Origin of the sequence: Actinoplanes sp. DH11, from assembly GCF_020873875.1 — a bacterium.
Taxonomy (GTDB): domain Bacteria; phylum Actinomycetota; class Actinomycetes; order Mycobacteriales; family Micromonosporaceae; genus Actinoplanes.
Genome location: NZ_JAHWGU010000085.1, coordinates 1 through 652 on the forward strand (window position 1 = coordinate 1; position 652 = coordinate 652).

Genomic DNA, 652 nt, shown 5'->3' on the forward strand with positions numbered 1-652 from the left:
ACAACACACCCAGCTTGCCGTCAGCCACCCGCACGACATCCAACGGCGCGGACACATCAGTCACCACAGCCCGATACGGCAACAACGCCCGCGTCGTAGCCAACGAGAACCCGACATCAACAGGATCCGCGTCCCACTCCGCCAACCGCTGCACCTGCGCCGCCAACGCCTCCGGCGACTTTGCAGAAACCAGCCACGGCACCGGACCCGGCACCCGCACCGACTCCCCCGGCACCTCAACGCCCGGGCCCTGCTCCAAGATCACGTGCGCGTTCGTGCCACTGATCCCGAACGACGACACCGCCGCCCGACGCGGACGCCCATCCACACGCCACTCGACCGGCTCAGTGAGCAGCTCCACCGCACCGGACTCCCAATCCACCTGCGGGGTCGGCTCATCCACGTGCAAGGTGCGCGGCATCACACCATGGCGCATCGCCTGCACCATCTTGATGATCCCGGCGACACCCGCCGCGGCCTGCGTGTGCCCGATATTCGACTTGATCGAGCCGAGCCGCAACGGCCGCTCACGGTCCTGCCCATAGGTGGCCAGCAGCGCCTGCGCCTCGATCGGGTCACCCAGCGTCGTCCCCGTGCCGTGCGCCTCCACCACATCAACCTCGGCAGGCCGCAACCCGGCGTTCGCCAAAGC

The 652-nt window shown here is 68.3% G+C and carries 1 protein-coding gene; it reads right to left on the reverse strand.

What is annotated here, in order from left to right:
- Nucleotides 1-652 (reverse strand): ketoacyl-synthetase C-terminal extension domain-containing protein (locus tag LPA41_RS40820; RefSeq protein WP_304523826.1); only part of this gene is annotated, 652 nt, incomplete at both ends.